The 22,709-nt window shown below is 69.3% G+C and carries 27 protein-coding genes; 10 read left to right on the top strand and 17 right to left on the bottom strand.

All coding sequences use genetic code 11. The features are described from left to right. Positions 1–28 precede the first annotated feature (28 nt). The 3 genes from BMZ47_RS07825 to BMZ47_RS07815 are packed head-to-tail and all read left to right on the top strand — an operon-like array spanning position 29 to position 1,784. Positions 29–1,102, top strand: coding sequence for an adenylate/guanylate cyclase domain-containing protein (locus BMZ47_RS07825; protein ID WP_007561364.1), 1,074 nt, complete (start codon positions 29–31; stop codon positions 1,100–1,102). Next, entirely contained in the window at positions 1,102–1,305 is a 204-nt protein-coding gene (locus BMZ47_RS07820; protein ID WP_091860398.1) for a hypothetical protein, read from the top strand. Before BMZ47_RS07825 ends, BMZ47_RS07820 begins: the two co-directional genes overlap by 1 nt. Continuing rightward, on the top strand, positions 1,302–1,784 hold the full coding sequence (locus BMZ47_RS07815) for a YaiI/YqxD family protein (protein WP_091860396.1): 483 nt from the start codon (positions 1,302–1,304) through the stop codon (positions 1,782–1,784). Before BMZ47_RS07820 ends, BMZ47_RS07815 begins: the two co-directional genes overlap by 4 nt. A 93-nt stretch (positions 1,785–1,877) precedes the next feature. Here the strand turns inward: BMZ47_RS07815 and BMZ47_RS07810 are convergent, their stop codons facing one another. The 8 genes from BMZ47_RS07810 to BMZ47_RS07775 all read right to left on the bottom strand — a co-directional run bounded on the left by BMZ47_RS07810 (position 1,878) and on the right by BMZ47_RS07775 (position 6,960). Continuing rightward, complete coding sequence (locus BMZ47_RS07810) at positions 1,878–2,426, bottom strand: formaldehyde-activating enzyme (RefSeq protein ID WP_007561369.1); 549 nt, start codon at positions 2,424–2,426, stop codon at positions 1,878–1,880. Between the two features lie 176 nt (positions 2,427–2,602). Continuing rightward, positions 2,603–2,863 carry a BrnA antitoxin family protein gene (locus BMZ47_RS07805; RefSeq protein WP_091860393.1) on the bottom strand — a complete coding sequence of 87 codons (261 nt, stop codon included), beginning with the start codon at positions 2,861–2,863 and terminating at the stop codon, positions 2,603–2,605. 6 nt (positions 2,864–2,869) lie between these two features. Further along, positions 2,870–3,229, bottom strand: a complete 360-nt coding sequence (locus BMZ47_RS07800) for a hypothetical protein (protein WP_007561372.1) — start codon at positions 3,227–3,229, stop codon at positions 2,870–2,872. A 296-nt stretch (positions 3,230–3,525) separates the two neighbouring features. Continuing rightward, complete coding sequence (gene tolA, locus BMZ47_RS07795; protein ID WP_007561374.1) at positions 3,526–4,512, bottom strand: cell envelope integrity protein TolA; 987 nt, start codon at positions 4,510–4,512, stop codon at positions 3,526–3,528. A 4-nt stretch (positions 4,513–4,516) separates the two neighbouring features. After that, positions 4,517–4,990, bottom strand: a complete 474-nt coding sequence (locus BMZ47_RS07790) for an ExbD/TolR family protein (protein WP_007561376.1) — start codon at positions 4,988–4,990, stop codon at positions 4,517–4,519. A 147-nt stretch (positions 4,991–5,137) separates the two neighbouring features. Further along, positions 5,138–5,833: a MotA/TolQ/ExbB proton channel family protein gene (locus BMZ47_RS07785; protein ID WP_007561378.1), complete on the bottom strand. Its 696-nt coding sequence runs from the start codon at positions 5,831–5,833 to the stop codon at positions 5,138–5,140. 132 nt (positions 5,834–5,965) lie between these two features. Next, entirely contained in the window at positions 5,966–6,442 is a 477-nt protein-coding gene (locus BMZ47_RS07780) for a Tat pathway signal protein (RefSeq protein WP_091860588.1), read from the bottom strand. Between the two features lie 62 nt (positions 6,443–6,504). Next, positions 6,505–6,960, bottom strand: coding sequence for a hypothetical protein (locus tag BMZ47_RS07775; RefSeq protein WP_244536755.1), 456 nt, complete (start codon positions 6,958–6,960; stop codon positions 6,505–6,507). Positions 6,961–7,422: 462 nt separating this feature from the next. On the opposite strand from BMZ47_RS07775, the gene BMZ47_RS07770 reads away from it, so the two are divergent. After that, a complete protein-coding gene (locus BMZ47_RS07770; protein ID WP_039902549.1) occupies positions 7,423–7,851 on the top strand; it encodes an Hsp20 family protein in 429 nt (142 codons plus the stop codon). Positions 7,852–7,999: 148 nt separating this feature from the next. After that, on the top strand, positions 8,000–8,284 hold the full coding sequence (locus BMZ47_RS07765; protein ID WP_007561386.1) for a BQ00720 family protein: 285 nt from the start codon (positions 8,000–8,002) through the stop codon (positions 8,282–8,284). 6 nt (positions 8,285–8,290) lie between these two features. Here the strand turns inward: BMZ47_RS07765 and BMZ47_RS07760 are convergent, their stop codons facing one another. Further along, the gene (locus BMZ47_RS07760; RefSeq protein WP_091860386.1) at positions 8,291–9,058 is read right to left on the bottom strand and encodes an alpha/beta hydrolase; all 768 of its coding nucleotides are present in this window, start codon (positions 9,056–9,058) and stop codon (positions 8,291–8,293) included. 170 nt (positions 9,059–9,228) lie between these two features. On the opposite strand from BMZ47_RS07760, the gene BMZ47_RS07755 reads away from it, so the two are divergent. The 3 genes from BMZ47_RS07755 to BMZ47_RS07745 all read left to right on the top strand — a co-directional run bounded on the left by BMZ47_RS07755 (position 9,229) and on the right by BMZ47_RS07745 (position 12,090). Continuing rightward, complete coding sequence (locus BMZ47_RS07755; protein ID WP_091860383.1) at positions 9,229–10,452, top strand: glycosyltransferase family 4 protein; 1,224 nt, start codon at positions 9,229–9,231, stop codon at positions 10,450–10,452. 239 nt (positions 10,453–10,691) lie between these two features. Beyond that, positions 10,692–11,213, top strand: a complete 522-nt coding sequence (gene infC, locus BMZ47_RS07750) for a translation initiation factor IF-3 (RefSeq protein WP_007561393.1) — start codon at positions 10,692–10,694, stop codon at positions 11,211–11,213. Positions 11,214–11,310: 97 nt separating this feature from the next. Beyond that, positions 11,311–12,090 (top strand): HesA/MoeB/ThiF family protein, encoded by a 780-nt coding sequence (locus BMZ47_RS07745; RefSeq protein WP_091860586.1) that lies wholly within the window; start codon positions 11,311–11,313, stop codon positions 12,088–12,090. On the opposite strand, the gene BMZ47_RS07740 is transcribed toward BMZ47_RS07745, so the two are convergent. The 7 genes from BMZ47_RS07740 to rpmI all read right to left on the bottom strand — a co-directional run bounded on the left by BMZ47_RS07740 (position 12,079) and on the right by rpmI (position 18,092). Further along, entirely contained in the window at positions 12,079–12,960 is an 882-nt protein-coding gene (locus tag BMZ47_RS07740) for a DUF1186 domain-containing protein (RefSeq protein WP_091860380.1), read from the bottom strand. The two genes, BMZ47_RS07745 and BMZ47_RS07740, sit on opposite strands and share 12 nt — an antisense overlap. 10 nt (positions 12,961–12,970) lie before the next feature. Next, a complete protein-coding gene (pheT, locus tag BMZ47_RS07735; protein ID WP_091860377.1) occupies positions 12,971–15,391 on the bottom strand; it encodes a phenylalanine--tRNA ligase subunit beta in 2,421 nt (806 codons plus the stop codon). Between the two features lie 18 nt (positions 15,392–15,409). Further along, positions 15,410–15,892 carry a hypothetical protein gene (locus BMZ47_RS07730; RefSeq protein ID WP_091860374.1) on the bottom strand — a complete coding sequence of 161 codons (483 nt, stop codon included), beginning with the start codon at positions 15,890–15,892 and terminating at the stop codon, positions 15,410–15,412. Continuing rightward, complete coding sequence (locus BMZ47_RS07725; protein ID WP_091860371.1) at positions 15,892–16,191, bottom strand: hypothetical protein; 300 nt, start codon at positions 16,189–16,191, stop codon at positions 15,892–15,894. Before BMZ47_RS07725 ends, BMZ47_RS07730 begins: the two co-directional genes overlap by 1 nt. 23 nt (positions 16,192–16,214) lie before the next feature. Continuing rightward, entirely contained in the window at positions 16,215–17,297 is a 1,083-nt protein-coding gene (gene pheS / locus BMZ47_RS07720) for a phenylalanine--tRNA ligase subunit alpha (protein ID WP_091860368.1), read from the bottom strand. A 163-nt stretch (positions 17,298–17,460) separates the two neighbouring features. Next, entirely contained in the window at positions 17,461–17,838 is a 378-nt protein-coding gene (gene rplT, locus BMZ47_RS07715) for a 50S ribosomal protein L20 (protein ID WP_007561402.1), read from the bottom strand. A 50-nt stretch (positions 17,839–17,888) separates the two neighbouring features. Beyond that, the gene (gene rpmI, locus BMZ47_RS07710) at positions 17,889–18,092 is read right to left on the bottom strand and encodes a 50S ribosomal protein L35 (protein ID WP_007561407.1); all 204 of its coding nucleotides are present in this window, start codon (positions 18,090–18,092) and stop codon (positions 17,889–17,891) included. A gap of 386 nt (positions 18,093–18,478) precedes the next feature. On the opposite strand from rpmI, the gene BMZ47_RS07705 reads away from it, so the two are divergent. Then, positions 18,479–19,609 carry a glycosyltransferase family 4 protein gene (locus tag BMZ47_RS07705; RefSeq protein ID WP_091860365.1) on the top strand — a complete coding sequence of 377 codons (1,131 nt, stop codon included), beginning with the start codon at positions 18,479–18,481 and terminating at the stop codon, positions 19,607–19,609. Positions 19,610–19,757: 148 nt separating this feature from the next. Further along, positions 19,758–22,100: an amylo-alpha-1,6-glucosidase gene (locus tag BMZ47_RS07700; RefSeq protein WP_007561411.1), complete on the top strand. Its 2,343-nt coding sequence runs from the start codon at positions 19,758–19,760 to the stop codon at positions 22,098–22,100. A 50-nt stretch (positions 22,101–22,150) separates the two neighbouring features. On the opposite strand, the gene BMZ47_RS07695 is transcribed toward BMZ47_RS07700, so the two are convergent. Continuing rightward, positions 22,151–22,543 carry a PilZ domain-containing protein gene (locus BMZ47_RS07695; protein WP_139220955.1) on the bottom strand — a complete coding sequence of 131 codons (393 nt, stop codon included), beginning with the start codon at positions 22,541–22,543 and terminating at the stop codon, positions 22,151–22,153. Positions 22,544–22,709: the final 166 nt, after the last annotated feature.

Here is a 22,709-nt window from a genome sequence, read left to right as displayed (position 1 = left end):
CGCGTTCGGTCCAGTGGGAGACGCGCTGATGCTGCCGGCCCACCGGATGTTCTGGGGTCTGATCCTGCTCGCCGCCGCCGGCGCGGGGCTGCTCTACAACGTCATCTTCGCGGATGCCGCCGCGCCGCTCGCCGGCTTCACCTACGGCCTGTGCATGGGCGCCACCGTGCTGGCCTTCGACCGGGGCCTGATCCTGGCCGGGCTGCAGGCACGGATCCGGCGCCTGCCGGCCTGGCTCTACGTAATCGCGGCGGAACTCGCCTACGTGCTGATGATCGTGGCCGGCAACGCGCTGGGCGGCCTGATCGTCTGGAGCCTCGGTCTCACCGGCGACGAGCTCGCCGTGGCGACGCGGATGACCGCCCGGGTCCTCGCCTACGCGCTGGCCGTGGCGGGCCTCCTCGTCTTCGTGATCCGGATGCGCGACCTCGTCGGCGGCGAGATCTTCGTGAACTTCATGATCGGGCGCTATCACAAGCCGGTCGCCGAGGAGCGGATCTTCCTGTTCCTCGATGTGGTCGGCTCGACCGCCTTCGCCGAGACGCATGGCGATCTGCGCGCGCAGGAATATCTCAGCGCGGTCTTCGCCACCCTGGCCGAGCCGGTGCGCCGCAACGGCGGCTCGGTGGACGATTACATCGGCGACCTCGCGATGGTGACCTGGCCCATGAGCCGCGGCCTGAAGGACGCACGCTGCGTCACCTGCGTGTTCGACGTCATCGACCGGATCGAGGCCGACGAGGCGGCCTGGATCGCCCGGTTCGGCACGGTGCCGAAGCTGCGGGCGGCCCTCCATGGCGGCTCGGTGGTGACCGCGGAAGTCGGGGTCGATCGCCACAAGATCGCGTATTTCGGCGATGCCGTGAACGTCACTTCGCGGATCGAGGCCCTGTGCCGTCCGCTCGGCGTCGGCATCCTCATCTCGCAGGATCTCCTGGGCCGGCTGCCGCGGCTTCCGCCCGGGGTGCGGGCGCGCTCGCTGGGGGCGCACGCCCTGCGCGGGCGGGGCGCGCCGCTGGCGGTGGCGACGCTGGAGCGTGGTGCCGTCGATACGGGGATCGCCGAGGAGCCCGCTCCCCGCCGGGTCGCGGCCGCGCGCTGATGGCGTCCTCCGGAACCGGGCCCTGGACGGCGCTCACCGTCCTGAAACTGGTGCTGCGCTTCGGGCCGCCGCTGGTCGGATTGGTGGTGATCGGCCGCGCGGTCATCCTCTCGATCGGCGGCGATATCGAGCGCTGGCAGTTCGCCCTCGGGGCGCTCCTGATCCTGGCGGGCTTCGCCTCCAAGCTGGTGCCGCGGCGATGAGCGCGGAGGAGAGCCGGCCGCCGATCTACCTCGACGCCGATGCCTGCCCGGTCAAGGACGAGACCTATCGGGTCGCCGCGCGCTACGGCCTCACCGTCTATGTCGTGGCCAACAGCGTGCTGAATCTGCCGCGGGAGCCCTGGATCGTGCGTGTCGTCGTCGGATCGGCGCTGGATGCGGCCGACGACTGGATCGCCGAGCGCGTCGGCCGCGGCAGCATCGTGCTCACCGCCGACGTGCCGCTCGCCGCGCGCTGCGTGAAGGCCGGCGCCACCGTGCTGGCCTTCACCGGCAAGCCGTTCAGCGAGGCCTCGATCGGCATGACGCTGGCGACCCGGGACCTGATGCAATCGCTCCGCGAGGCCGGCACCATCACGGGTGGCCCGGCCCCCTTCTCCCGCGCCGACCGGTCGTCGTTCCTGTCCGCCCTCGACCGCGCGGTGAACCGGATCCTGCGGGAGCGGCCGGCTGCCGGGTAAAGGATGTTCGGCTCGAGCCTCGGGTCACGCAAAACCGAGAACGGCCCGAGCTTTCGCCCGGGCCGTTCTCGCTCGTCGGCTGAATGACGACGGTCAGATCTTACCTTCGAGACCCATCGTGTAATATTTGTGGACGATCTTGTCCTGGTTCTCCAGCAACCAGTCGATCGACGGTTCGTTGGTCATGGCCTTCCGGATCGCCTCGGTCATGCCCTTGCGCTGGATCTCGAACAGAGCCTTGTGGTCGACGGTCTCCGCCTGGATCACGCCGGGGCTCAGCCAGACCGAGCAGATGATGCCGAGGTCGTTGGCCTTGTCCTTCGGGATGTAGCCGGCCCGCACCGCGTCGAGGACGCCGTTGGCGATGGCGAACTGCACGGTGCCCATCAGGATCGAGGTGTACTTGCTCTCGGTCACGCTGACCTTGGACACGCACAGGGTCACCGGACGGACCATGATGTCGGTGTTGAGCAGAGCGAAGACGCGGCTGTGTCCGACGACCTGATCGCCGGTCAGCGTCGCGATGGCGGTGCCGACCGGCCCGTCGAGCTCGCCGATGATGACTTCCGGCTCGGATGCGGTGTTGGGCGGGCCGCCCGCTACGAGGGCTTCGCCGGCCCGGAGGATGATGCGTTCACTCATAAGGGTAGGCTCCATCGCACGCGGCGCCGACGCATCGCCCCGAAGGTCGGTGACCGACCGTCAGGTTGGCGTGCGGGCGCGCGGTCTCAAGTTTCGGGTATCGGTCTGGCGCAAGGCCCAAGGGCCCACGATCGTGTCCCGCCGCGGCCGCGCTCGCTGGCGGCCGCGTCCCGGGTTCAATCGTTCGAGGCTGGGACGAGGGCCTTCAGCGCCTCGTTGACGCGGTCCTGCCAGCCGGGACCGTCCTTCTGGAAATGGGCGAGCACGGCGCTGTCGAGGCGCAGGGTGACCATCTCCCGGGCCCCCGGAACCGCCGCCGGGCGGGGAGACGCGGGCGGGGGTGGGGCGGTCGGCTTGGCGGTCGTGGCAGCCTTGAAGGCTGCCTCGGCGGCCGAGCGCGGATCGGTGAATCGGCGGCGGTTGCGATCGTCGGCCATCGGCCCTCAGTCCTTCGCGGCAGCTTTCTTCGGCGCGACCTTCTTGGCGGCGCCCTTGGCACTCTTGCTCGCGATCTTGGCGGCGGCCTTGGCTTCCTTCTCGGCAACCTTGGCCTGAACCTCGGCGGCCTTGGTCTCGGCCTCGGCGGCCTCCTTGGCCAGTCGCAGCGAGCGGAGCTTCAGCGTCCGCTCGTCGATCGCCTTGATCGAGGCATGGTGCTCGGCCATCGCCTGCGCGCCCTCGCGCGCCATGCGCTCGGCGCGCTCCGCACGCTCGGCGCGGTTGTCGGCGCGGGTCTTGGCTTCGGCTTCCGCGTCGCGGATGTCCTCGGCCTCGTCGAGGTCGGTCTCAGTCTCGTCGCTCATCCTGTGCCTTTCGCCCCGGGCCAGCGGCACAGCATCCTGCGCGCAGGATCAGTGTCTGGAACGGGTCCGGCCTGTTCGAGGGGTGGAGGGGCAAGGCCGGATGATCCGCCCCGCCGCGTCGTCCTGCGACGACTGTTCGAGGCCGTGATCTAAAGCGCAATAGCACGCTCTGGCGGTCCCTGGCGAATCCGGCCGATCGGTCGAGCAGGACAGGGGAGCGTATTCGTCTCAGAACGCGGGGCGCCTGTTCAATCGAACCACGCGTCTCTGCCTCGGCGAGCGCCGCTTAATCCCGCTCAACGCACGCGATAGTTGAGCGGGATCGTCACCGAAAGGCTCGGTTGCGTCACGCCGGGGGGCGCCGGCGGCATGCCGCCGCGCACCGCCGCGAGCGCGGCGCTGTCGATCTGGCCGACGCCGCTCGACCGGGCGAGGCCGGCGCCCGTCACCGAGCCCGAGCGCGTCACTGTGAATCGGACCATGGCGGTGCCCCCGGCGGTGCCGGCGGCGGCGCCCGGATTCATCCGGCTGTGGATGGCCGCGCTGATCGCTCCGGTCCACTGGCGCAGCGCGCTGGGATCGCTGCCGGCGGCGGCCCGGCCGGCGGCGTTCTGGCGGGAGGCCGAGGCGGAGTTGCGCGCCTCCGCACCCTGCTGGGCCTTGGCCTGCTTCGCCTTGGCTTCGCGCGCCGCCTTCAGCTTCGCTTCGCGAATCTCCTCCAGGCGCTCCTCGCGCTTCTGCTCGCGCAGCTTCTCTTCGCGGATCTTGCGAAGCTTCGCCTCGCGCTCGGCCTTGAGCTTTGCCGGATCGGGCTTCGGCTTCGGCGGATCCTCGGTCTTGGCGACCTCGGTCGGCGGCGGCGCCAGCGGTTCGGCCGCCTCGGAAGCCGAGGTGATCACCTCGCTCTGCGCCTCCACCGGGACGGCTTCCTGCGGCGGCTCGGTGACGGCCTGGGTCTCGTCGGGCTTGACCTCGGTCATCTCCGGCGGGGGCGGCTGCACGGCCTCGTCGGGCGGCAGATCCACCGGCTTGGCCTCGGGGGGCGCGGCCTGGCTCATCTGCTGCTCGGAGGGCGCCTCGGTCGCCGCATCGCTCATCACCGGTGCCAGATCGATGGAGATCTGCTGCTCGCCGGGGGGCGCGGGCGGCGTCAGCCGGTAGAACATCATCCCGACGAGCGCGAGCGCGTGCAGCGCGAACGCGACCAGGAAGGCAGCGAGCAGCCCGGAGGGGCGGCGGTCGCCGGGACCTGCCGACAGATCCGTCGAAGTCAGCGTACTCATCGATTCAGCGAGCGGTCCCTGCGGGAGCGGCCGGGGCCGCCGGGGCGGGGCCGCCCGGCGACTGCGCGATCAGCGACACCTTGGTGAAGCCCGCCTGACCGACGAGGCCCATCACCTCCATGATCTTGCCGTAGGGCACGTCGCGATCGCCGCGCACGAGGATGACCTGGTCCTTGTCGGCGGCCGCCATCTCGCGCAGGCGCGGCATGAGGCTGTCCATGGTGAACACCTCCTTGGCGATCGACGGGTTTCCGTCCTTGTCGACCGTGACCTCCTGCGGCTTCTTCGACTGGGCGACCTTGGCCGCCGCGGTCTTCGGCAACTGCACCGGCACACCGGTGGTCATCAGCGGCGCCGCGACCATGAAGATGATCAGCAGCACGAGCATCACGTCCACCATCGGGGTGACGTTGATGTCGGACATCGGCATGTCGTCGAGGTCGTCATCGTCGCTTGCGCGGATCGATGCCATCGCCATTGCGGCGTCTCCGGTTGGTTGCAGGCGGCCCCGGTCGGGCCATGGGTCGGGCCGCTCTCGGCCGGTACGGCGTCGGCGGGCGCCTCAGATCATAGGGTCGGTGCCGAACCGCGTCGCAGCGCGACGCGACCCGGCACCGGCCGACGGCTACTCCGCGGCGGCGCGGTGCTGCCCGGCGCCGGTCCGTTCGCGCGCGAGCCGGTCGCCCAGCAGCGAGATGTAGGAGGTGAAGGAGCTCTGGATGCCGCCGATGTCGCCCGAGAGCTTGTTGTAGGCCATGACCGCCGGGATCGCGACGACGAGGCCGATCGCGGTGGCGAACAGGGCTTCGGCGATGCCCGGCGCGACCACCGCCAGCGAGGTGTCCTGGCTCCGCGCGATCGACGAGAACGAGTTCATGATGCCCCAGACCGTGCCGAACAGGCCGACGAACGGGGCCGTGGAGCCCGAGGTCGCCAGCAGCGGCAACCCGGTGCGCAGGCGCTTCATCTCGAGGCCGAGGGCGCCGCGCATGGCCCGCTCGATCCGCTCGCGCCGCTCGGCCCGGGTCTCGGTCGGATCCTGGTCGCGCCACGCGTCGATGGCGGCCTTCACGACATGCCCGGTGAGGCCCTTGTGCTCGCCGTCGAGGCTTCCGCCCGAGCGCACCAGCGTCTCGAAGGCCTTGGCCTGACGCCGGGCGGCGGAGAGCCGGATGATCTTCTCGAACACCACGGTCCAGCACGCGATCGAGGCGATGATCAGCAGGATCATCACGCCTTTCACGATCGGGTCGGCCTGGAGGAACAGGCCGAGGAACGAGAAGTCGTGGGCGGCCTCGGCCGGGGCTTGTGTCGGGTCCATCGCGGGCTCCTGGCGTCGTGGTGTCATGCGGCCCACGGCCGCCGTCTCATCGGGATGCGGCGAAAGCCGCTGACCGCCCGGCGGCTCTCGCTGCCGGGCGGCGTCGTCGCAACGTCCGTCGGGCCGACCGCGTCAGCGGTCGAAGGCGGGTCCTGCCTTCGTCTCGGTCTCGGTCCGCTCCAGGCAGGCCTCCCGGGCGGCGTCGCCGCCGTCGCAGGCCAGGACGTCGTTCAGCAGCACCCGGCCGACCTTGGCGCAGGCGATGCCCGGGAAATCGAAGATCTTCACGGTCGTCTTGCGGCCCGGAAGCGGGCCGAGCTCCACCGCCACGCGCTTCTGGGCGACCCCCTCCGGGTCGAAGGCGAACAGGTCGACCTTGTAGGATTTGAGGCCGGCGCCCTTCGCATTGTCGACCACGAGGGTCACCCGGCAGGCCTCGCCCGCGGTCTCAAGCTTGTTCAGCTGCAGCTTCAGCGGTGCCTTCTCGGGCGCAGCCTCCTGGGCCAGGGCCGAGACGACGAGGAGCGCCGAAAGCGCCAGGCAGGCCGCCGTGTCGAGGGCGATCCGCCCGATCCGCCGGCGGTACAGAGGGACGCTCAAGGCAAGCACCAACCGATTTCCTCTTCTCGTGAGCCCGACCGAGGCCGGGGAAGGCCGCTGACGCAGCCGATTCAGTGGAGCACGACCCGGTTCGGGCACCCCGTCGGCGCCAGACGCTCGGCCGCCTCGTCGAGGGTGGCGACGGCGGCGCGAACCGCCGCGACGAGGCGCGGCGCCGCCTCACGCCCGGTGATCGCGGCCGCGGCCTCTTCGAGATCGGCCCAGAGCCGGCGCCGGGCCCGGCCGATCAGCGCCACCAGGGCGCATTCGTGTCCCGTGACCCGACAGCAGCTCGCCGGCATGAACGACCAATCGTCCTCGCGCTCGGCCCGGAGCGCCCGGACGATCGCGACCACGCTGGCGACGAATCGACACCCTTCCGCCGGGCCGAGGAGCTGCTCCGCACCGTCGAAGGCGGCATTCCAGCACGCGACATCGCTGGTCATGTAGCCGGCTGCCACGAATCGGGCGACCGACAACGCGAGGATGTCGGCCTCGTCGCCGCACACGTCGACGACACGCTGCATTGCCGTATGACTTGCCGGACTCGAAGGCGCGCTCATCGGGGCTCCGCTGCATCCCGCTGGGTTCCGGGAAGGCTCGGCAATCGCCCGCCCAGGCCGACGATTACCAGCGGCGGCAGTAGCTATGCCGGCCTTTCGGATCAAGGCCCGGCGAGAAAATCAGAGCAGTTCCAAACTGTTAGACGAAAGCGTAGCTGTGGCGAAGCTTGCTGGAAGATCCCGCCTTCTCTTGCCTGAACCTCCCACATCGTTGGCTTGTGTGAGGCGCGAATAGTGATCGTCGGAGGAAATTAACCCGTTCCCTTGATGGGCTTGGGGCCGCCGGCCATATCTCCCTCTTGCCGGCGGCGTTCCGCCCGGTGGAGCGCTGCCCTGTGCGGGCTCCATGGTGTCGAGGTGCTCGGAGATCCGCGGGCTGCGGCTAGTCCCAGGGTCGGAGGCCTCGCTGTGAGGATGATGGCCGCGATGACTCGACCCTCGCCCTTCGGGCATCCGTTCCTGCTCGGCTTTGACGAGATCGAGCAGGCGCTCGACCGTGTCGCGAAGGGCGCCAATGACGGGTATCCTCCGTACAACATCGAGCGCCTGCCCCGCACCGAGCGGGAGCCGGAGCGCCTGCGCATCACTCTGGCGGTCGCTGGGTTCACGCGCGATCAGCTCGACGTGATGCTGGAGGACAGCCAGCTCGTCGTCCGCGGCCGGCAGGTCGAGGAGCGCGAGCGACACTTCCTGCACCGCGGCATCGCGGCGCGGCAATTCCAGCGAACCTTCCTGCTGGCCGACGGCATGGAAGTATTGGGAGCCGATCTCGCCAACGGCCTTCTCTCGATCGATCTCGTCCGGCCGGAGCCGGATCGGATCGTGCGCAAGATCGATATCGGCGCCCGCGGCTAGCCCGCGGACGATTGCGGGACCGGTATGGATCCTGCCCGACGATGCGTTAGGTCGATTGATTGGGCGCCGGGAATCCCCACATCAGCGTGGAGCCACCGGTGCCTCCGGGACCGGCGGTGGACGCTCTGCCACCCCAGGAGGGCAAGACATGACGAACTTGAACGCATCGCCCCTGACCCCTGCCGATCTCGACCCGGCCGAGTTCAACCCGGCCGATCTGGCGGCGCTGGGCGAGGGGCACATCGCCTACGTCCGACCGATCCGGTCCGACGAGGTTCGCCGCCTGTTTCCACAGGCACCGGAACTGATGCCGGGTCTCGACCTGTTCGCCCTGTTGTCGGCGAGCGGTGAGCCGATCATGCTGGCGGATTCACGGGACGTGGTGCTGGCCAACGCGGTCGCCCAGGATCTCCACGCCGTCAGCCTGCATTGATCCCGGTCAGCCGATTCCGGCCACCGCCGCCACGAGCCGCGCGATATCCTGCGGCCGTGACAGGCGGTGGTCGCCATCGGCGATCAAGGTGAGCACCGTGCCCTCGGCCGGAAGCCGCCAAACGGTCTTGAGCGCGTGCGGGTACGGGACGTCCAGGTCGCGCATACCCTGCAGAATGTGAACCGGGCAGCCCGGATCGAAAGGCCGCTCGAGCAGCCGGTTGCGGCGACCGTCCTCGATCAGCGCGTAGGTGATGGGGTCGGGTTCGGGTGCGTAGTCACTCGGCCGCCGGAGGATTCCGGATTGCATCAGCGCGGCGCGCCCAGCCTCGTCCAGCTGCGCCCAGATCAGGTCTTCCGTGAAGTCGAGCGCCGGCGCGATCAGGACCAGCCCCGCATTCCTCTGGCCGCTCGCCATCCGGTCCCGTGCGGCCAGGCAGGCGATCCAGCCCCCCATCGACGATCCGACCAGAATCGGCGGCTCCTTGACGTAGGCCGCCAGGACAGCCTTTGCGTCCTCAAGCCAGGACGAGATGGTGCAGGCGGTGAAATCCCCACTCGATGCGCCGTGGCCGGCATAGTCGAACCGCACCAGGGCCCGGTTCTGCTCCGACGCCCACGCGTCCAGGGCCGCGGCCTTGGTGGCGGTCATGTCCGAGCGAAATCCCCCCAGCCAGACCACGGGCGGACCCGCCCCCTCGCGCGCCCTGACGGCGATGCGCCGTTCGGCCGCTCCCGCGCCGACGGTGATGAAATCCGGCCCTGTATCGGTCATCGATGCCTCCCGTAGGCCTATGTCGAGCTTGAACAAGTCCTTCCCTGACCGGGTCGGCTTCAACCTCCGTTTACCAGACCGTAAAGCGCGACCGCGATGCTGGGGCAATGGGTACGAGCATGTTGCAGATGCCGGCGGGGGGCTTGCGTCTCCACGTCGACCGAGCGCGGATGGGTGACGTGACGCGCAGCCTGTCGGGCTTCCCCGCCGAAATCGATGTTCTCGCGGGCGCCCGCGTGCTGCAGATCATCCCGGAGCTCGATGCCGGCGGCGCCGAGCGGACCACGGTCGACGTGGCCGCCGCCCTCGCGACGGTCGGCGCCAAGGCCTTGGTCGCCACCGAGGGCGGGCGCCTCATCGGTGAGCTGCAGGCCAAGGGCGGGCACTGGCTGCGATTCCCGGCTGCCTCGAAGAACCCGGCCAGCATGGCGATCAACGTCGTGCGGCTGATGGCCCTGTGCCGGCGCGAAGGCGTGCAGATCGTCCATGCCCGGTCGCGGGCCCCGGCCTGGGTGGCGCTCGGCGCGGCGCGCCGGCTCGGCCTGCCGTTCGTGACCACCTATCACGGCAGCTATTCCGGCCGCACCGGCGTCAAGGTACTGTACAATTCGGTGATGGCCCGCGGCGACGTGGTGATCGCCAACTCACGCTACACCGCCGACCTGATCCATCGGCTGCATGCCGAGCAGGCTGGCGACCGGGTGCGGGTGATCCATCGCGGCACGGACCTCGCCGTGTTCAATCCGGTGGCGGTTGGGGCCGGACGGGTCGAGGCCCTGCGCCGGGCCTGGAACGTGGCGCCGCATGAGCGGGTGATCCTGCTCGCCGCAAGGCTCACCGCCTGGAAGGGGCACCGGGTGCTGATCGACGCCGCCGCGCAGATGCGCGACCGGGGCGTCCTGGATCTCGCCGTGGTGCTCGCCGGCGACCCCCAGGGTCGGGCCGCCTACGAGCGCGAGCTCGACGCGCTGATCGCCGCACGCGGCCTCGGCGGCATCGTCCGCCGGGTCGGTCATTGCACCGACATGCCGGCCGCGTTTCGGGCGGCGTCCGTTGTCGCCGTGCCGTCCGTCGAGCCCGAGGCGTTCGGCCGCTCGGCCGTGGAAGCCCAGGCTCTGGGCACGCCCGTGGTCGTCTCCGATCTCGGCGCCGTCCCCGAGACCGTGCTGGCACCGCCCGACGTCTCGGCCAGCCAGCGGACCGGCTGGCGCGTTCCGCCCGGCGACGCGGCTGCGTTCGCCGCGGCCCTGACCGAGGCCCTGTCGCTGGGCGCCAGCGCCCGTGATGCGCTGGTCCGCCGCGGCCGCGCCCATGTCGAGGCGAATTTCTCGCTGGAGCGGATGGCCGGCGACACGCTCGCCGTCTACGCCGAATTGCTCGGCCGCCGCTCCTGAGGAACGGGCAGGCCGAAGACAGCGCGGCGATCGGCAAGAGACCGGCCGTTCGACAGCCTGTCGATTATTTCACCGGCCGCGCCGGCAACCCGTTGACTCTGGGCGGGCTTCCGCCAACGTAGTATGTCCGGAAGGGACCGGAGCGGCTGGCGGTCAGGAGATCCTTGGAACGGGTCATCCGGTCCGCCGTTTCGTCGTTGCAGCAGGAGATCGAAGCCATTCGTAGACCGATGAGAGCCATGCCGGCCCCGCAGAAGGACGGGCCGCGCGCCAACCGCGACATTCGCGGGGTGCGAGAAGTGCAGCTGATCGACGATACCGGGCAGAACCGCGGCGTCGTCCCCTTCTTCGACGCGCTGACCCTCGCTGAAGAGGCCGGCCTCGATCTCGTGGAGATCGCGCCGAACTCGGTGCCTCCCGTCTGCAAGCTGCTCGATTACGGGCGCTTCCGCTTCAACGAGCAGAAGAAGCAGAACGAGGCGCGCAAGCGGCAGAAGACCGTCGAGGTCAAGGAGATCAAGCTCCGCCCCGGCATCGACAAGCACGATTACGACACCAAGATGAAGTCGGTTCACCGCTTCTTCGAGGAGGGCGACAAGGTCAAGGTGACCCTGCGCTTCCGCGGTCGTGAGATGGCTCACCAGGATATCGGTCTGCGCCTCCTGGAGCGCGTGAAGAACGAGACGGCCGAGATCGCCAAGGTGGAAAGCGAGCCGATGCTCGAAGGCCGCCAGATGATCATGATCCTGGCGCCGCGCTGATCCGTTCGCCAATTGCTGTTTACGCCGCCTCCTGATCGGGGCGGCGTTCGCGTCTGTGGTGCTTCCGTCCGGGGACGTGGGCGACTATCTCCTCGCGATGGCCCTGGCTCCCGAAGAGATCGAACGCTACGCCCGCCACCTCGTCCTGGCCGAGGTCGGCGGACCCGGTCAGGCGCGCCTCAAGGCGGCCCGTGTGCTGGTCATCGGAGCCGGGGGGCTCGGCGCCCCGCTGATCCAGTACCTCGCCGCGGCCGGGATCGGCACGATCGGCATCGTCGACGACGACACCGTCTCGCTCTCCAATCTCCAGCGGCAGGTGATCCACGGCACGCCGGATCTCGGCCGGCCGAAGGTCGAGAGCGCGGCCGACGCGGTGGCGCGGCTCAACCCCCACGTGATGGTGGTCCCGCACCCGTTCCGCATTACGCCGGACAACGCCGTCGATCTGATCGCGGGCTACGACCTCGTCGCGGACGGCTCGGACAATTTCGCCACCCGCTATGCGGTCTCGGACGCCTGTTTCCACGCGCGCCGCCCGTTGGTGACGGCCGCACTCGGCCGGTTCGACGGCACGCTCACCACCATCCGGGCGCACGAGACCGGCCCCGGCGGCGCGCCGAACCCGACCTACCGCTGCCTGTTCCCGAATCCGCCGCCGCCGGGCAGCGTCCCCGCCTGCGCCGAGGCCGGCGTGCTCGGGGCGCTGGCCGGCGTGATGGGCTCGCTGATGGCCATGGAGGTGATCCGCGCCGTGGCGGAGTTCGGCGAGCCGCTGGTCGGCCGCCTGCTCATGGTCGATGCCCGGTCGATGCGGTTCGAGACGCTGAGCTACGGCTGGGATCCGGACAACCCGCTCAACGGCGCCTCAGCCGAGTAGGGTGCCCGGCGGCATCCACGGCCCTTCGGCCTCGAGCTTGCCGAGGCAGCATTTCTTGAACTTCTTGCCCGAGCCGCAGGGGCAGGGATCGTTGCGCCCGACATCCTTGAGCGGGTTGCGCTGCGGCTCGCCCGCGCCCTCCGCGGTCCAGTCGAGGGCTTCGACCGGATCGTCGAGATAGCCGTACTGGTAGGGGCCGAGGCGGTCCCGGTCCTCGGGCTTGGTCTCGGCCTTGCGCAGAGCCTCCTTGAACCAGGCCGCGTCGCTGATCTCGTCCGTAATCCGCCCGTCGGCCCGGGCCGCCGCGGCGCGGGGCGCGAGATCGCGGAAGCCGAGATGCGCGATCGCCTCCTCCCAGCCGACCCAGGCGGGCCCCTCCTCGACGGCCGCCTTCGCGTCGTCGAACCGGACCAGCAACGCGTGCATCGCGTCCCGTTCGATGCGGCCTTCCAGCGTCAGGAACGTGCAGGCCGACAGCAGCGCCATGCGAGTGAGATCGTCGACGGTGCTGTCGAGGATCAGCCGGAACAGGGGCTGGTGATCGCCGTCGAACAGGCTGGACATGACCTTGGACAGGGTCGCGGTCACGGCATCGCCCAGAACCGCGTCGAGCGTCTCCTCGTCCTGCCGGAGCAGCTTGAGGAGCGGCGCCAGGGCACGGGTGTCCCGGGCATGCGCCATCACGTGCAGGCCCCAGAACAGGAGGTTCTCCTGCTCCGGCGCGAGTTCGCGACCCTCGGCGGCGGCCTCCAGCAGCGGCAGGGTCGCCTCGGCGATCTCGGCCGGATGCGCCAGCGCCTCGCGCAGGGCCTTGGTCGGCCGGTACTCGGAGGCCGCCAGGTCTTCGATCAGCGCTGCGATTCGGCTCATGCCGTCCTCCTCAGGCCCGCAGGGTCGCGCCGGTCCGGCGGGAAACCTCGGCCACGATCCTGGCGCTCACCGCCTCGATCTCGGCATCGGTCAGGGTGCGCTCCACCGGCTGCAGGCGGACCGCGATCGCCACCGATTTCGAACCTTCCGGCACGCCAGTCCCCTCGTAGAGGTCGAACACCTCGACGCCGGCGACGAGCTTGCGCTCCGCCCCCTGGGCCGCCTTGACGATGTCGCCCGCCGGCACGTCCCGCCCGACCACGAAGGCGAAGTCCCGGGACAGGGGCTGGAACTCCGAGAGGGCCAGGGCGGGCTTGGCCTTGGTCGGCTTGTGCTTGGGCAGCGGCAGCGCGTCGAGCACGATCTCGAACGCCACCAGGCTGCCCTTCAGGTCGAGGGCCTGGAGCGTCCGCGGATGGACCTCGCCGAACCAGCCGATCTCGGATCTCGGGCCGAAGCGCAGCGTCCCCGAACGGCCCGGATGGAGCCAGGACGGGCCGCCCGCGGTCACCTGCAGGCCGCCGGTCGGCACGCCGAGGCTGCCCAGCAGCGCCAGCGCATCGGCCTTGGCGTCGAAGACATCCACGGTCTTGGCCGATCCGTCCCAGTGGCGTCCAGCGCCCGCCAGGGTGGCGCTGCCCCGCCGCACCGCGGCGGCGCGGATGCTCTGGCCCTCCGGCTGGTCCGTGGCGAAGCACTGGCCCACCTCGAACAGGGCCGCGTCCGGATAGCCGCGATCGGCGTTGCGCTGCGCCGCCCGCAGGAGCCCCGGCACGAGGCTCGGGCGCATGTCGGACAGTTCAGAGGCGATCGGGTTGGCCAGCACCAGATCGGCGCCGCCGCCGCCGAACAACTCGGCATCGGCATGCGGGACGAACGACCAGGTCACCGCCTCCATCAGGCCGCGGCTCGCCAGGGCGCGCTTGGCGGTGCGGGTGCGCTTCTGCATCACGGTGAGCAGCGGCCGGCCGATCCCGGCGAGCCGCGGCAGGGGCTTCGGCTCGACCCGGTCGAGACCGGCGATGCGGATGACCTCCTCGACGAGGTCGGCCTTGCCTTCCACGTCCGGCCGCCAGGACGGCGTCAGGACCTTCACCCGGTCGCCGGTGCCGGAGATGTGGAAGCCGAGCGTCTCCAGGATCAGCTTGATCTCGATCCGCGGCAGCTCGATGCCGGCCAGGCGCCGCACCTCGGTCCACGGGAAGTCGATGATCCGCTCCGATTCCGGCGGCTCGCCGGCGATTGTCGCCTCGGACGGCGTACCGCCGCAGAGATCCATCACCAGGCGCGTCGCCAGGTCCAGGCCCGGCAGCGTGAAGGCCGGATCGACCCCGCGCTCGAACCGGTAGCGCGCATCGGTGATGATGCCGAGGCGCCGGCCGGACTGGGCGATGTTGGCCGGGTCCCACAGGGCCGATTCGATCAGCACATCCGTGGTGCTCTCGTCGCAGCCGGAAGCCTGGCCGCCCATGATGCCGGCAATCGATTCGACGCCGGCCTGATCGGCGATCACCACCGTGTCGTCGGTGAGGGTGTGGGTGCGCCCGTCCAGTGCGACGAGGCTCTCGCCGTCCCGCGCGCGCCGCACCGTCAGCTTGCCCGAGACCTTCGCCGCGTCGAACACGTGCAGGGGCCGGCCCCGGTCGAAGGTGACGTAGTTGGTGATGTCCACCAGGGCGTTGATCGGGCGAAGCCCGATCGCCCGCAGCCGGGCCTGCATCCAGGCGGGCGACGGACCGTTCTTCACGCCGCGCACCAGCCGCAGGGCGAAGAGCGGGCAGAGCTGCCGGTCCTCCGGCGCGAAGCTGAGGTCGATCTCGACCGGGCAGGGGCCTTCGCCCCGCACGCCCGGAAGCGTCGCATGCTTGAGCGTGCCGATCCCGGCCGCCGCGAGGTCGCGGGCGATGCCGTGCACCGAGGTGCAGTCCGGGCGGTTCGGCGTCAGGTTGATCTCGATGACCGGGTCGTCGAGGCCGGCATAGAGCGCGTAGCTCTGGCCCAAAGGCGCCTCGGCCGGCAGCTCGAGGATGCCGTCATGGTCCTCGCCGAGGCCGAGCTCGGAACCCGAGCACAGCATGCCGTGGCTCTCGACCCCGCGGATCGTGCCGACCGAGAGCGTGATCCCCTTGCCGGGCACGTAGGTGCCGGGCGGCGCGAACACCGTCACGAGGCCAGCGCGGGCGTTCGGCGCACCGCAGACCACCTGCACGGGCGCGCCCGCGCCGGTCTCGACGGTGCAGACCCGGAGCCGGTCGGCGTTGGGGTGCTGCTCGGCGGTCAGGATCCGGGCGACCACGTAGGGCTTGAGGGCGGCCGCCTTGTCCTCGACGCCTTCGACTTCGAGGCCGATCCGCGTCAGCGTTTCGGCGATCGTGTCGAGGGAAGCCTCGGTGTCGAGGTGTTCCTTGAGCCAGGAGAGGGTGAATTTCATCGATCGGAACCTTGCGGCTCAGGACAGCCGCGCTTTCGTTATGAGGAGGACGGCCAGCTTGCGCCGCTGGTCGTCGCCAAGGGATTCGAGAGCCTCCACGGCCTCGTGGGCGCGAGCCAGGATCGCAAGGGTTTCGTTCCGGCTCACTGGGAGAGCCGGCGAGCTGTAATCGGCCAGATGCCGACGCTCCTGAAGAACCGTGAAGGTGGCACCGATCCTGGCCACGTCTGGCGCGATCTGCGCGGCTTCCGGGGATGTCAGACGCTTCCTGATTTGGCCGTGGTCGAGCATGCGGTAGACGGATTCTAGTTCGGCGCTCCGCTTCCAGCCGACGATGACGCTCGCGCAGACAAAACAGAAGGCGTGGAACACCGCATAATAGGCGCTGCTCACCGCCCGCCGCATCGAAGCCTTACGCAAGTTCATCCGGCCGCTCTGGCGCGCCAAGCTCTCTGCCACGTCGAGAAGATCGTAGACGAGGGGATTGCCGAGACGCGACATTACGGCTTCTCAAGCTCCTCGTCGTCGGCCAGCACCTCGTCGTCGGGATATTCGACGTTCAGGTAGGGGAAGCGGTCCTCACCGCGCTCCAACAATTTCATCCGCAGATCGGCATTGGCGCCGTTCAGACGCCTGCCGTCGGTGACACCAGATCCTGGCTTGAACACCGCCTTGAGGAACCATGAGGGTTCACCGGCATGATCGAAGCCGGGCTGCACCTCGACCCGCTCATAGCCGGAACTTCCCAGCGTCCGAGACAGGATCTCGTTGGCAATCGTGCGGATTTCGCCCTCGGTCATCGTGGCCGCCTCCCGCTCGCGCCTTACCCCGTCAAACCGCCGATCAGGCTCGGCACGTCCAGCGGCCGGAAGCCGTAATGGTCGAGCCAGCGGACATCCGCCTCGAAGAACGGGCGCAGGTCCGGCATGCCGTATTTAAGCATGGCGATCCGGTCGATGCCGACCCCGAAGGCGAAGCCCTGCACCGCGTCCGGATCGAGCCCGCAATTGCGCAGCACGTTCGGATGCACCATCCCGCAGCCCAGGATCTCCAGCCAGTCGGTGCCCTCGCCGAAGCGGATCTCGCCGCCCTTGCGCGAGCACTGGATGTCGACCTCGGCCGACGGCTCGGTGAAGGGGAAGAACGAGGGGCGGAAGCGCATCTTCACGCCGTCGACCTCGAAGAAGGCCTTGCAGAACTCTTCCAGCACCCATTTCAGGTTGGCGATGTTGGCCGCCGTGTCGATCACCAGCCCCTCGACCTGATGGAACATCGGCGTGTGGGTCTGGTCCGAATCGTGCCGGTAGGTCCGGCCCGGGATGATCACCCGGATCGGCGGCGTCTGCGAGCGCATCGTGCGGATCTGGACGGGCGACGTGTGGGTGCGCAGCACCTTGCGCGTCCCGGCATGGTCCGGCGCCAGGAAGAACGTGTCGTGCATCTCCCGGGCCGGATGGCCGGGCGGGAAGTTCAGCGCGGTGAAGTTCAGCTCGTCCGTCTCGATATCCGGGCCCTCGGCGACGGCGAAGCCCATATCGGCGAAAATCGCGGTGATCTCGTCGATCACCTGGGTGATCGGGTGGATCCGGCCGCGCACCTCCGGGGCCTCGCGCAGGGGCAGCGTGACGTCGACCCGCTCGGAGGCGAGCCGGGCCTCGAGGGCGGCCTCGACCAGGGCGGTCTTGCGCTCCGTGACGGCGCCCTGGATCCGGTCGCGCAGGCCGTTGATCAGGGGGCCGCGCTCCTTGCGCTCCTCGGGCGTCATGGCGCCCAGCGTCTTGAGCAGGTCCGAGACGCTGCCCTTCTTGCCCAGCGCGGCCACGCGCACCGCGTCGAGGGCGGCTTCGTCGGACGCCGCCGTCACCTGGGCCAGGAGATCGCGTTCGAGGGTGTCGAGATCGGTCATCGCTGTCTTCGAGCAGGGGTGTCGGAGCCGTCGTTGCGGCGTGCTCTCGCGCGTTGTTCGTCCGCGTGCAAGCGCGCGTGGGGCGTAACGGCCCCCGAGAACGACGAAGGCGCGACTCTCGGGGGAGAGCCGCGCCTTCCTGTGTCTCGCCGCGGGCCTGAGGTCAGGCGGCCTTGGCGGTGGTCTCGGGGAGGGCGGCCTTGGCCTTCTCGACCACGGCGGCAAAGCTCGCCGGCTCGTGGATCGCCAACTCCGACAGTGCCTTGCGGTCGACGACGATGCCGGACTTGGCAAGACCGTTGATGAAGCGCGAATAGGTCAGGCCGTGCTCGCGCACCGCCGCGTTGAGACGCTGGATCCAGAGCGCGCGGAAGGTGCGCTTCTTATTCTTGCGGTCGCGATAGGCATACTGCATGCCCTTCTCGACCGCCTGCTTGGCGATGCGGATCGTATTCTTGCGCCGGCCGTAATAGCCCTTGGCGGCCTTCAGAACTTTTTTGTGCTTCGCGTGACTGGTCACGCCGCGCTTGACGCGGGCCATCGGTTATCTCCTGGGTTCGACGAAAGACAGTGGCAACGGGTGTCGAAGGCTTACCGCGCGTTCGGCAGGAAGTACTTCTTCACGTTGGCGGCATCGCCCTCGAACAGGGTCGTGGTGCCGCGCAGGTTGCGGATCTGCTTGGTCGTCCGCTTGATCATCCCGTGGCGCTTGCCGGCCTGGGCGTACATCACCTTGCCGGTGCCGGTGATCTTGAAGCGCTTCTTGGCGCCTGATTTGGTCTTCAGCTTGGGCATTTGGCTCTCCGTTGCGCGAAAATCCCTCTGGCCGCCCCGCGAGGGTCGGATGAGGTGTGCGCGATGATGCTTCTGGTGGAGCAGCACGAGCCGCCACGGCAGCCCTATCGGCCGGGCGGTTCGACGCGGGCCGGCTTATGACAGAAACACGCAGCCACGGCAACGGCTTCCGTGCCGGACGGGTGCAACCCGCCCGCCACCGCGTCTACCAAGGCGTGAGGCCGCTCGCATCGGGGAATGCGGGGACAGCTCCCGCGCCGCACAAAACTGGTCGCGACAACCCCTCGGCGGAGGAACCATAACCTTGGCCGTCGGTTTCATTCATGTCCCGCTCAGGCCGGCAGGGTTAGACCCCCCGTCAAATACGGCCAACCAGGAGACACTTCGTGCGCATTGCCCAGATCGCTCCGTTGTCGGAGGCCGTCCCTCCGAAGTTCTACGGCGGCACCGAGCGCGTCGTCAGCTGGATCACCGAGGAACTGGTCCGCCAGGGCCACGACGTCACCCTGTTCGCCAGCGGCGATTCGGAGACGTCCGCCAAGCTCGCGGCCTGCACGCCGGAGGGGCTGCGGCTGCTCGGCTACCGCGATCACACGGCCAGCCACCTGGCCATGCTGCATCAGGTGCACCGTCGGGCCCACGAGTTCGACATCCTGCACTTCCACATCGACCTGCTTCAGTATCCGATGTTCGAGGATCTGAACCACAAGTGCATCACCACGATGCACGGTCGGCTCGACGTGCCGGACTTCATGCCCGTCTACCGCACCTTCACGGGCATGCCGCTGGTCTCGATCTCCGACAACCAGCGCGAGCCGATGCCGCCGAACGTCAACTGGCTGGCGACGATCCATCACGGCCTGCCGTCGCAGAACTGCCCGTACTCGCCGGAGGCCAAGGGCGGCTACCTGGCGTTCCTCGGCCGCATCTCTCCCGAGAAGCGTCCCGATCGCGCCATCGAGATGGCGATCCGGTCCGGCACGCCGCTGAAGATCGCCGCGAAGGTCGACAAGGCTGACCAGGATTACTGGGATGAGGTCATCGAGCCGATGACCCATCACCCGCTGGTCGAGTATATCGGCGAGATCAACGAGGAGCAGAAGAAGGCCTTCCTGGGCAACGCCCTGGCGCTCGCTTTCCCGATCGACTGGCCGGAGCCCTTCGGCCTGGTCATGATCGAGGCGATGTCGGCCGGTACGCCGGTGATCGCCTTCCGGAACGGCTCGGTGCCGGAGGTGATCAAGGACGGCGTGAGCGGCGTGCTCTGCCAGACCATGGACGACGCGGTCGAGGCCGTGGCCAAGGTGAAGACCATGAGCCGCGAGGGCGTGCGCCGCCACTTCGAGGGTCAGTTCACCGCCGAGTGCATGGTCAAGAAATACGTCGCCGCGTACGAGGAGCTGCTCTCCCGCGGCGCCGACGTGATCCAGCTGTCGAAATCCGGCTTTACGCCGCATTACGGCGACGTGAATGGCTCTGCGCGGCCGGCGATCTCGGTCGCGGCGATGCCGGCCTGAGCCCCGGCATCGGGCTTGCGAGAGACGGCCGGCCCGGCCTAGCGTCGTAAAGGCGCCTCATCCGAATGGTCACGAGGGCCGCCGCATCAGAGCCGATGCGGCGGCCCTCTCGATTCGTACCCCTCACACGCACTCGGAGACGTTCTGCATGGCGGCGGAGAATACGGCGGCCCACAATGCGGCCGCCCGGACACAGGCCAGCACCGTCACGGTGGCGCCCGGCTTCCAGGACGCCGATGATGTGCTGCCGACCTACCACATCGAGGCCCATACCTCCCTGGTCGAGCGGCCCCTGCGGGCGCTGAAGTTCGGGGAGGCGTTCGGGGTTCTGGATTCCTACGGCGATATCGGTGTCCAGCCCGGGCCGGAGGGCCTGTATTTCCAGGATACCCGCTATCTCTCCCGGCTCGAACTGACCGTGGAGGGCCAGCGCCCGCTGATGCTGTCCTCGGTGATGCAGGACGACAACGGCGCGCTCAGCGTCGACATGACCACGCCCGACATCCGCCTCGACGCCCATGACGAGACCTCGATCCCGCGCGAGACGATCGCGATCGAGCGCACCAAGTTCCTGTTCCGGGGCGCCTGCTACGACCGGATCGGCCTGCGCTCGTTCGATTCCAAGCACCGCCGCCTGCGCATCGCCGTCACCTTCGACGCGGATTACCGCGACCTGTTCGAGGTGCGCGGCACCGACCGCAAGGAGCGCGGCAAGCGCGGCGTCCTGGTGGCGAGCGACCGGGAGGTGCAGTTCCGCTATGTCGGGCTCGACGAGATCGTGCGCACGACCTCGTTGCACTTCGGCCCCAAGCCGGATCTGATCGAGCCGGGCCGCGTCGCCTTCGACGTCTCCCTGCCGCCGGAGGGCCGCGCCTCCCTGTTCATTCGCGTGACCTTCGAAGCGCATCGGGCCTTCACCAAGCCGCCGAGCGGCGAGATGGTCGGCGAGGATGCGGCCGCGAAGCTGACCCTGGCGGCCAATGTCGGGGGCGCCCGGCGTGAGCCGAAGGATCTGAGCGAGGGGACGATCTTCGCCCGGGCCTACCGCGATTCGCGCCGGGACCTGCGCGAGCTGACCGCCGGGATCACCACGATCATCTCGTCGAACGACCAGTTCAACGAGGGCCTGTGCAGGGCCACCGCCGACCTCTACATGCTCGCGAGCCGGACCCCGGAGGGGATCTACCCGTTCGCCGGTATCCCCTGGTACTCGACGGTGTTCGGCCGCGACGGCATCATCACGGCCCTGATGGCGCTGTGGATCGATCCGAAATTCGGCCGCGGCGTCCTGCGCTACCTCGCCGCCACCCAGGCCAAGGCGGTCGATCCCGCGGCCGATGCCCAGCCCGGCAAGGTGCTGCACGAGACCCGCCGGGGCGAGATGGCGATGCTCGGCGAGGTGCCGTTCCGCCACTATTACGGCACCATCGACGGCACGCCGCTCTTCGTGATGCTGGCCTGGGAATATTACGCGGTGACGGGCGACCTGGAGACCATCCGGGCGATCTGGCCGTCGCTCGAACTCGCGCTGGAATGGATGGACCGCTACGGCGACCGGGACGGCGACGGCTTCGTTGAATACGCCCGCGACACCGACAAGGGCCTCGAGAACCAGGGCTGGAAGGACAGCCACGATTCGATCTTCCACACCGACGGACAGCTGGCCAAGGGCCCGATCGCCCTGTGCGAGGTCCAGGGCTACGTCTATGCCGCCAAGAACGGCATGGCCAAGCTCGCGGCGCTCCTCGGACACGACCCGATGGCCGAGCGCCTCTCGCACGAGGCGGCCGCCCTGCGCGAGCGGTTCGATGCGGCCTTCTGGAACGAGGAGATCGGCACCTACGCGCTGGCCCTCGACGGCGCCAAGAAGCAATGCGCGGTGCGCTCGTCGAATGCCGGGCACGCGCTGTTCACTGGCATCGCCAAGCCGGAGCGGGCGGCCCGGGTCGCCGAGACCCTGCTGTGCAAGGACGGCTTCAACGGCTGGGGCGTGCGGACCATCGCCAAGGGCGAGGCCCGCTACAACCCGATGTCCTACCACAACGGCTCGATCTGGCCGCACGACAACGCCCTGATCGCGATGGGGCTCGCCCGCTACGACCGCAAGCACGAGGCCGCGCGCATCTTCCAGGGGATGTTCGACACCGCGCTCTACCAGGACCAGAAGCGCCTGCCGGAGCTGTTCTGCGGCTTCATGCGCCGGCGCCAGCGCGGCCCCGTGGCCTACCCGGTCGCCTGTAGCCCGCAGGCCTGGGCGGCGGCGGCGCCGTTCGCGTTCCTGGCCGCCTGCCTGGGCCTGGAGCTCGACCACGACCGCAACAGCGTCCGGCTGAAGAACCCGATCCTGCCGGGCTTCCTCGACGGCGTGACGCTCTACAACGTCAAGCTGGGAGCCTCGCGCCTGGATATCCGGTTCCAGCGCTACGACGACGACGTCACCGTGTCGGTGCTGCGCCGCCACGGCGACGTGCAGGTGATCGTGACGAAATAGGCCGCTCGCCTCCCGCCGCGGCCCGGTGCCGTGGCGGGAGACGCCGGAAATCAGGCGTCGCCGACCGGCAGATCGAGCACGATCGCGGCGGCATCGGCCCGCTGCCAGACCCGCCGGACCGGATAGCTCCTGTCATGACCGGGCACCGCAAGGGTGAAGGTCAGCGGCAAGCGATGCCGGCGCGAGACCGAGAGCATCGCGCCGGTCGGCGACATGTCCCGCACAATGCAGGGGACCGAATCGCCGTCGGGATACTGGATCGTCGCCGGGATCAGCACGTCCCGTCGCTCGCCGTCGCGCCTGTTGACCGTCGCATCGACCGGGACGCCACCCGCCCTGCTTCCCATCCGATCCATCCCTTTGCGCGCTGATTGATTGCGCGCAGCATACGGACCACAGGACTGACAAAGTCTGACCGTGCCGCCGATCAGGACTGACTTCACGCACTCGTGTGACAGGCCGGCAATCCGGCAAACTTTGGCTGACCGGATGCGATCCACGTTCGGGATACTTAGAGCCCGCCCGGCGGTGACCCGGTTCCGCTCCTCGTCGGGCCGCGGATGATCGGACGCGGTACGCGAGGCAGCCCGGATCCGCGCGACTTGGTGT

This window comes from Methylobacterium brachiatum, assembly GCF_900113845.1.
Lineage (GTDB): Bacteria > Pseudomonadota > Alphaproteobacteria > Rhizobiales > Beijerinckiaceae > Methylobacterium > Methylobacterium brachiatum.
This window is presented reverse-complemented; position numbering and strand designations above follow the sequence as displayed.